This is a genomic window from Pseudomonas donghuensis (assembly GCF_000259195.1).
In the GTDB taxonomy this organism is placed as follows: domain Bacteria; phylum Pseudomonadota; class Gammaproteobacteria; order Pseudomonadales; family Pseudomonadaceae; genus Aquipseudomonas; species Aquipseudomonas donghuensis.
Genome location: NZ_JH650766.1, coordinates 69,451 through 77,422 on the forward strand (window position 1 = coordinate 69,451; position 7,972 = coordinate 77,422).

Genomic DNA, 7,972 nt, shown 5'->3' on the forward strand with positions numbered 1-7,972 from the left:
TGGTAGCTGACTGGTCGAAAAACCTCATTCTGGGGTTCACCAGTCAGTGGCTAGCCAGCGGGATCAGCGCACCGGCTGATCTCCCGTTCCAGGAACAGCTGCTTGGGCCCAAAACGCCTTGACCGCTGTTCAGTCCAGTTTCATTAAGTAGGGGTTGCGTCGCATGTGTGGCATCGTCGGTATCGTCGGTAAGTCGAACGTCAATCAGGCGCTGTATGACGCGCTAACCGTCCTCCAGCACCGCGGCCAGGACGCTGCCGGTATTGTGACCAGCCATGATGGCCGGTTATTCCTGCGCAAGGACAATGGCCTGGTCCGTGACGTGTTCCAGCAGCGTCATATGCAGCGCCTGGTCGGTCACATGGGTATTGGCCACGTGCGCTACCCGACCGCGGGCAGCTCGACCTCGGCCGAGGCTCAGCCGTTCTACGTCAACTCGCCCTACGGCATCACCCTGGCGCACAACGGCAACCTGACCAACGTCGAACAGTTGGCCAAGGAGATCTACGAGTCCGACCTGCGCCACGTCAACACCAGTTCCGACTCGGAAGTGCTGCTCAACGTCTTCGCCCATGAGCTGGCGGTGCGTGGCAAGCTGCAACCGACCGAAGAAGACGTATTCGCCGCGGTCACCGACGTGCACAACCGTTGCGTCGGCGGTTACGCGGTGGTGGCGATGATCACCGGCTACGGCATCGTTGGCTTCCGTGACCCCAATGGCATCCGCCCGATCGTTTTCGGCCAGCGTCACACCGACGAAGGCGTCGAGTACATGATCGCCTCCGAAAGCGTTTCGCTGGACGTGCTGGGCTTCACCCTGATCCGTGACCTGGCGCCGGGCGAAGCGGTGTACATCACTGAAGAGGGCAAGCTGCACACCCGTCAGTGCGCGACCAACCCGCAGCTGTCGCCGTGCATCTTCGAGCACGTCTACCTGGCTCGCCCTGACTCGATCATCGACGGCGTTTCGGTCTACAAGGCGCGCCTGCGCATGGGCGAGAAGCTGGCCGAGAAGATCCAGCGCGAGCGTCCGGACCACGACATCGACGTGGTCATCCCGATTCCCGACACCAGCCGCACCGCGGCGCTGGAGCTGGCCAACCACCTGGGCGTCAAGTTCCGCGAAGGTTTCGTCAAGAACCGCTATATCGGCCGTACCTTCATCATGCCCGGCCAGGCCGCACGCAAGAAGTCGGTGCGCCAGAAACTCAACGCCATCGAACTGGAATTTCGCGGCAAGAACGTGATGCTGGTGGACGACTCGATCGTGCGCGGCACCACCTGCAAGCAGATCATCCAGATGGCCCGCGAAGCCGGCGCGAAAAACGTCTACTTCTGCTCGGCCGCCCCGGCGGTACGCTTCCCTAACGTCTACGGCATCGACATGCCGAGTGCCCACGAGCTGATTGCTCATAACCGCAGCACCCAGGATGTCGCCGAACTGATCGGCGCCGACTGGCTGGTCTACCAGGACCTGCCGGACCTGATCGAAGCGGTCGGCGGTGGCAAGATCAAGATCGAGCATTTCGATTGCGCGGTGTTCGACGGCAAGTACGTCACCGGCGACATCGACGAAGCCTACCTGGACAAGATCGAGCAGGCGCGCAACGACGCCTCCAAGGTCAAGAACCAGGCGGTCAGCGCGATCATCGACCTCTACAACAACTAAGTTAGGAGCAGCGGCATGACACAGGAATGGGATGCCGGGCGCCTGGACAGCGACCTCGAAGGGGTCGCTTTCGACACGCTGGCGGTACGCGCCGGCCAGCATCGCACGCCGGAAGGTGAGCACAGCGATCCGCTGTTCTTCACCTCCAGCTATGTGTTCCGTACGGCGGCCGATGCCGCCGCGCGGTTCGCCGGCGAGGTTCCAGGCAACGTCTATTCACGCTACACCAACCCGACCGTGCGCGCCTTCGAAGAGCGCATCGCCGCCCTTGAAGGCGCCGAGCAGGCGGTGGCCACCTCCACCGGCATGTCGGCGATCCTTTCGACCGTCATGGCCCTGTGCAGCGCCGGCGATCATGTGCTGGTCTCGCAGAGCGTCTTCGGTTCGACCATCAGCCTGTTCGAGAAGTACTTCAAGCGCTTCGGCGTGCAGGTCGATTACGTGCCGCTGACCGATCTGGCCGCCTGGAACCAGGCGATCAAGGCCAACACCAGGCTGCTGTTCGTCGAGTCGCCCTCAAACCCCTTGGCTGAGCTGGTGGATATCGCCGCTCTGGCCGAGATTGCCCATGCCAAGGGCGCGCAACTGGTGGTCGACAACTGCTTCAGCACTCCGGCCTTGCAGCAGCCGCTGAAGCTGGGCGCCGACATTGTCGTGCACTCGGCGACCAAGTTCATCGACGGCCAGGGCCGTTGCATGGGCGGCGTGGTTGCCGGGCGCAGCGAGCAGATGAAGGAAGTGGTGGGCTTTTTGCGCACCGCCGGGCCGTCGCTGAGCCCGTTCAACGCCTGGATCTTCCTCAAGGGCCTGGAGACCCTCAACCTGCGCATGCGCGCCCACTGCGCCAACGCCCAGGCCCTGGCCGAATGGCTGGAGCAGCAGGAGGGCATCGACAAGGTCCACTACGCGGGCCTGCAGAGCCATCCGCAGCATGAGCTGGCCAAGCAGCAGATGAGCGGTTTCGGCGCCGTGGTGAGCTTTGAGGTCAAGGGCGGCAAAGAGGGCGCCTGGCGCTTCATCGATGCCACCCGGCTGATTTCGATCACCGCCAACCTGGGTGACAGCAAGACCACCATCACCCACCCGGGCACCACCTCCCACGGCCGTCTGTCGCCGCAGGAGCGTGAGGCCGCCGGCATTCGCGACAGCCTGATCCGGGTCGCGGTGGGGCTGGAAGACGTGGCTGACCTCAAGGCCGACCTGGCCCGCGGGTTGGCGGCGCTGTGATCGACTGGTCGGTGGGCGACAGCAGCCATAACGGTCGCGTCGCCCTGGTCACCGGCGCGGCGCGCGGTATTGGCCTGGGCATTGCTGCCTGGCTGATCAGCGAAGGCTGGCAGGTGGTGCTCACCGACCTCGACCGTGCCCGTGGCGCGAAAGTGGCCAAGGTGCTCGGCGACAACGCCTGGTTCGTCGGCATGGATGTCGCCGACGAAGCCCAGGTGATGACTGGTGTGGCTGAAGTGCTGGGCCAGTTTGGCCGGCTCGACGCCCTGGTGTGCAACGCGGCGATTGCCGACCCGCACAACACCACCCTCGAAAGCCTGAGCCTGGCGCACTGGAACCGGGTGCTGGCGGTCAACCTTGGCGGCCCGATGCTGCTGGCCAAGCACTGTGCGCCGTACCTGCGCGCCCATTGCGGGGCGATCGTCAACCTGGCGTCGACCCGCGCCGGGCAATCGGAACCCGACACCGAGGCCTATGCCGCGAGCAAGGGCGGGCTGCTGGCCCTGACCCATGCCCTGGCCATGAGCCTGGGCCCGGAGATTCGCGTCAATGCGGTAAGCCCCGGCTGGATCGATGCACGTGATCCTGCCCAGCGCCGTGCCGAGCCGCTGACCGAAGCCGACCATGCCCAGCATCCGGCGGGCAGGGTAGGGACGGTGGAAGACGTCGCGGCGATGGTGGCCTGGTTGCTGTCGCGCAATGCCGGCTTCGTCACCGGCCAGGAATTTGTGGTCGACGGTGGCATGACCAAGAAGATGATCTATCGGTAGCTGCAAGATGTCCGCAATGTGCTTTTGATTTTGCTTTTTCTTGTGGCTTGCAGCTTGAAGCTTGAAGCTGTTTTTTTCACCTCAGTGAAAAAAACTTCAATCAGGCTATTGACTTAGGTTCGATACCTGCGTAAATTTCGCCACCTCAGCGAAGCACACGGGTGATTAGCTCAGCCGGGAGAGCATCTGCCTTACAAGCAGAGGGTCGGCGGTTCGATCCCGTCATCACCCACCACTTCCTGAGATGTTCCTGACCCGACACTTTCGCAAGAAGGTGTTACCAGAGAGGAACCGGACGCAAGTCCATATGCGCAGCGGTAGTTCAGTCGGTTAGAATACCGGCCTGTCACGCCGGGGGTCGCGGGTTCGAGTCCCGTCCGCTGCGCCACTATTCTCCAGATCGGTTTAACGACCGGTTTGAGGTTTCAAGGCCAACAGCCTTGTAGCCAGATCCCAGTTTCAAGCGGGCGCAAGCCTGTACGATACGCAGCGGTAGTTCAGTCGGTTAGAATACCGGCCTGTCACGCCGGGGGTCGCGGGTTCGAGTCCCGTCCGCTGCGCCATCTTCGCTTCGAGGCCCTTGAACTCCTCGAAGCAACAAAGAGAGCGACCTGAGGTTGCTTTTTTTGTGCCTGAGTTTTGCAGCCTTCGCGCAACTCGGGTGAGCACGACACGCAGCGGTAGTTCAGTCGGTTAGAATACCGGCCTGTCACGCCGGGGGTCGCGGGTTCGAGTCCCGTCCGCTGCGCCATATCGAAGTAACAAAGAAAGCGACCTTCGGGTCGCTTTTTTTTGTGCCTGAATTTCGGCACCGTGGTGCGGCCATCGCCGGCAAGGCCGGCTCCCACAGGAGCGCGGTGTACACAAAACTTGTGAGAGCTGGCCTTGCCAGCGATGAGGTCTACTTGGTCTACATCCAGTCCTCACAACCGTTATGCTGGCGCCTTCAGTCTTCCACTGAGGTTCAGGATGAACAATCTTCAAGACTCGATCGCGGTGATCACCGGCGCCGGACGCGGCCTGGGTGCCGCCCTGGCCATCTCGCTGGCCGACGCCGGTTGCAAGGTGGTGCTGTGCGGGCGCAATGAAGCGGCGCTGGCACACGTCGCCGCCACTATCGAAACCCGCACAGGCCAGCTGCCGACCACGGTCCAGGTCGACCTGGCCGACAGCGCCAGCGTTACCCGCGCCACGCAAACCATCAGTCAGCGCTTTCCCACCCTCGACGTGCTGATCAACAACGGCGCCATGTGGCTGGAAGCGAACGAGCAGGGCTACTCGCCCGAAGACGTGCAGGGCGTGATCAACGCCGCGGTCACCGGCACCTTCCTCTTCACCCAGGGCCTGCTGGCGTCGCTACGCCGCTCCCGGCGCCCGGACATCGTCACCATAGGTTCGATCAGCGCATTGCCCAATGCCGCCTTGCACAGCGTCTCAGTGCCGTTCTACGCCGCCAAGCACGCCCAGCGGGCGCTGGCCGAAGGGTTGCGTCAACAGCTGGCGGGTACGCCGATCCGTTCGTTGTGCGTGCACCCGCCGTACCTGGACGATATCTCCCCGACCGAACCTGCCTGGGAGGCCGTCAGCGAGCGCCAGAAGGGCGAGCGCGGCACCAATCGGGATGTGGTCGAGGCGGTGCTGTTTGCCGTGACCCGGCCGCGGCATGTGAGCCTGTCGTCGATCGTCATCGACAGCGACGACGGCGGCCTGTTCGGCTGAGTCAACGGCTAAACCCTGAAGCGCGCCACCAGCTGTTGCAGTTCGCAGCCCAAGCGCGCCAGTTCCACTGACGAGGCCGCAGTCTGCTGCGAAGCGGTGGACGACTGTTCGGCGACATCACGAACGCTGAGCACGCTGCGGTTGATCGATTCGGCCACGGCGCTCTGCTGTTCGGCGGCGGTGGCGATCTGCAGGTTCATGGTCTGGATGCTGGTCACGGTCTGGGTGATGGCCTGCAGTTCGATACCGGCCTGATTGGCCAACTCTACCGTGCCGCCGACCTGCTGCTGGTTGGCGTGCATCATTTCGGCGGCCTTCTGCGCGCCCTGTTGCAAGGAGACGATCAGCGTCTCGATCTGCGCTGTCGACTGCTGGGTACGCTGGGCCAGCCCGCGAACCTCGTCGGCCACCACGGCAAAGCCGCGGCCGGCCTCGCCAGCGCGCGCCGCTTCGATGGCGGCATTGAGCGCCAGCAGGTTGGTCTGCTCGGCGATGGCGTTGATCACCGTCATCACCGTACCGATGCGTTCGCTTTCTTCCGACAGCTGGCTGACCGCGTTGGCCGAACTGCCGATATCGTCTGCCAGCTGGCCGATCTGGTTCAGGGCCTGCTGCACCACGCGGTTGCCCTGTTTGGCCTGGCTGTCGGCCTGGCGCGTGGCTTCGCTGGCTTCTTCGGCATTGCGCGCGACTTCCTGGACGGTGGCGACCATTTCGCTCATCGCCGTGGCCACCTGGTCAGTCTCGACCTTCTGGCTGGTGATGCCGGCGCTGGTCTGCTCGGTGATGGTCGACAGCGCTTCGGCGGCGCTCGACAGCTGGCGGGTGACATGCCCGGCCTGGCCGAGCATCTCCCGCAGGTTATCGCCGCTTTGCGCCAGCGCCTGCAGCAGCTGGCCGAATTCGTCGCGGCGCGGTTCGCTGGCGGTGTTGGTCAGGTCGCCTTCGCCAATGCGCCGGGCAATCTCCAGCGCCTGGCGCAGTGGCTGGGTGACCTGGCGGATGATCAGCGCACTGATCAGCACACCCAGCACCAGGGCGGCGAACAGCAAGGCGAGCATCAGGCTGCGGCTGTTGCTGGATTCTTCGGTGCTCTTCTGGTTTTGCAGGGTGATCAACTGGTTGATCGCCTCCAGGCCCTGGTGGACGTTTTCCAGCAGTTGATCGTGAAGCTTGGTCTGCAGCAGGGTGCCGCCGGTCGCCGCCTTGAGTTGCTCGAATTGTTCCAGGTACAGCTTGAGATCGTCCCCAGTGGCCTTGAGCAGGCGCTGCGAGTCGGCATCGGGCAGGGCGGCGAGGTTTTCCTCCACCAACGCTGTGGCCCGCTGATGGGCCTTGGTTAGCTGGCTGGTGAAGGTGCCTTCGCGGCGTTGCTCGAAGCTCAGCTGGGCGGCACGCATTTCATTGAGGTTGTCGAGGATGTAATTGACCGACACCAGGCGGTCGGCCCGTTGGGTCAGGGTATTCAGGCTACTGATGGCGGTAATGGCCAGCAGCGCCATCAATACCAGGATGGGCGTAAAGCCGAGCAGCAGCTTGATTTTCACGGATAGGTTTTTCACCGAGGTAACTCCTGTCGACCGGTATGGCGTCAATAATGGCTAGTTGCCAGCGTAGTCGCAGAATGTGCAGGGCAAAAGTCAGATGGATCCGATCAGACAGTAGGGTTTGAGTGAAGTAATTGTGGGCTTATCGACCAATGGTCAACCCTAGGCACCGGGGGTGATCGCTGGCGCTTTGGGTGAAATTTCTGCGGTGATTGGCAGCCTACGGTTTCAGCATGCCGCCGATGTGATGCACAATAGGCACCGACCGTTTTCCTCAGGATTTGCAATGTCAAAGTCAACCGTCTGCGGTGCGCTCGGGCTGGCCCTTGTGCTGGCGGGTGTTTCCGGCTGTTCTTCGAAGAAAGCAGCCATTTACGAACACGAGAATTTCGACGACTCGGGTACCTTTTCGCGCAGCTTTCCGGTCAGTGAGGCCGGTACCTGCGAGGCTGCCCGCCGTGCCTTGCTCAGCCAGGGCTACATCATCACCAGCAGCGATGCAGGCCAGGTCAATGGCAACAAGAGTTTCCAGCAGACCGGCGATTCGCACCTGCAGATCAGCTTCAACGTGGTCTGCGCCCGTGACAGCGGCGACGAGCAGCGCTCGACCATGTTCGCCAACGCCCTGCAGGACCGCTATGCGCTGAAAAAATCCAACACGTCGGCCAGCCTTGGCGTGGGTGTGCTGGGTTCGGTGTCGATGCCGATCGGCTCCAGTGACGATTCGATGGTCAAGGTCGCCAGCGAAACCGTGACTTCGGCCAAGTTCTACGAGCGTTACTTCGCCCTGGTCGAAAGCTTCCTGCCTAAGGAAAACAAGAAAAAGGCCGGCCCCAAGCCTGCGGATAAGCCGGCAGTGGAACTGGGCGTGCCCGAGCCTGCGCCGCTAGCGCCAGCGGCCGCCCTGGCCCCGACGCCTGCGCCAGCACCTGCGACGCCAGCGCCGGCTGCAGCAGTACCGGTCACCGAGCCGGCTGCGGCGCCAGCTGCCGAGGTGCCTGCCGCACCCGTGGTTGATGACAGCAATGGCTCCCAGCCGG

6 protein-coding genes, 4 tRNA genes and 1 pseudogene are annotated in these 7,972 nt (G+C 63.1%); 10 read left to right on the forward strand and 1 reads right to left on the reverse strand.

Translation table 11 applies throughout. From position 1 onward, the window contains the following. From UW3_RS29595 to UW3_RS0114760, 9 genes and pseudogenes are all read left to right on the forward strand, one after another. A pseudogene (locus UW3_RS29595) lies at nucleotides 1–122 on the forward strand (CvpA family protein); the annotation flags it as partial. Nucleotides 123–163: 41 nt separating this feature from the next. Continuing rightward, nucleotides 164–1,669, forward strand: coding sequence for an amidophosphoribosyltransferase (purF, locus tag UW3_RS0114725; RefSeq protein ID WP_010223267.1), 1,506 nt, complete (start codon nucleotides 164–166; stop codon nucleotides 1,667–1,669). 15 nt (nucleotides 1,670–1,684) lie between these two features. Beyond that, on the forward strand, nucleotides 1,685–2,896 hold the full coding sequence (locus tag UW3_RS0114730) for an O-succinylhomoserine sulfhydrylase (RefSeq protein ID WP_010223268.1): 1,212 nt from the start codon (nucleotides 1,685–1,687) through the stop codon (nucleotides 2,894–2,896). A gap of 11 nt (nucleotides 2,897–2,907) precedes the next feature. Next, entirely contained in the window at nucleotides 2,908–3,666 is a 759-nt protein-coding gene (locus UW3_RS0114735) for an SDR family oxidoreductase (protein ID WP_174242333.1), read from the forward strand. 159 nt (nucleotides 3,667–3,825) lie between these two features. Further along, nucleotides 3,826–3,901 (forward strand) — tRNA-Val (locus UW3_RS0114740). Between the two features lie 76 nt (nucleotides 3,902–3,977). Next, nucleotides 3,978–4,054: transfer RNA gene (locus tag UW3_RS0114745), tRNA-Asp, on the forward strand. Between the two features lie 98 nt (nucleotides 4,055–4,152). Next, nucleotides 4,153–4,229 (forward strand) — tRNA-Asp (locus UW3_RS0114750). A gap of 111 nt (nucleotides 4,230–4,340) precedes the next feature. Further along, a tRNA-Asp gene (locus UW3_RS0114755) sits at nucleotides 4,341–4,417 on the forward strand. Nucleotides 4,418–4,635: 218 nt separating this feature from the next. Beyond that, the gene (locus UW3_RS0114760) at nucleotides 4,636–5,385 is read left to right on the forward strand and encodes an SDR family oxidoreductase (protein WP_010223270.1); all 750 of its coding nucleotides are present in this window, start codon (nucleotides 4,636–4,638) and stop codon (nucleotides 5,383–5,385) included. 8 nt (nucleotides 5,386–5,393) lie between these two features. Here UW3_RS0114760 and UW3_RS0114765 read toward each other — a convergent pair whose 3' ends face one another. Beyond that, nucleotides 5,394–6,947: a methyl-accepting chemotaxis protein gene (locus UW3_RS0114765; protein WP_010223271.1), complete on the reverse strand. Its 1,554-nt coding sequence runs from the start codon at nucleotides 6,945–6,947 to the stop codon at nucleotides 5,394–5,396. A gap of 271 nt (nucleotides 6,948–7,218) precedes the next feature. On the opposite strand from UW3_RS0114765, the gene UW3_RS27040 reads away from it, so the two are divergent. Further along, nucleotides 7,219–7,972, forward strand: a 754-nt coding sequence (locus tag UW3_RS27040) for a DUF2242 domain-containing protein (protein WP_010223272.1), incomplete at its 3' end; no start/stop codon positions are given.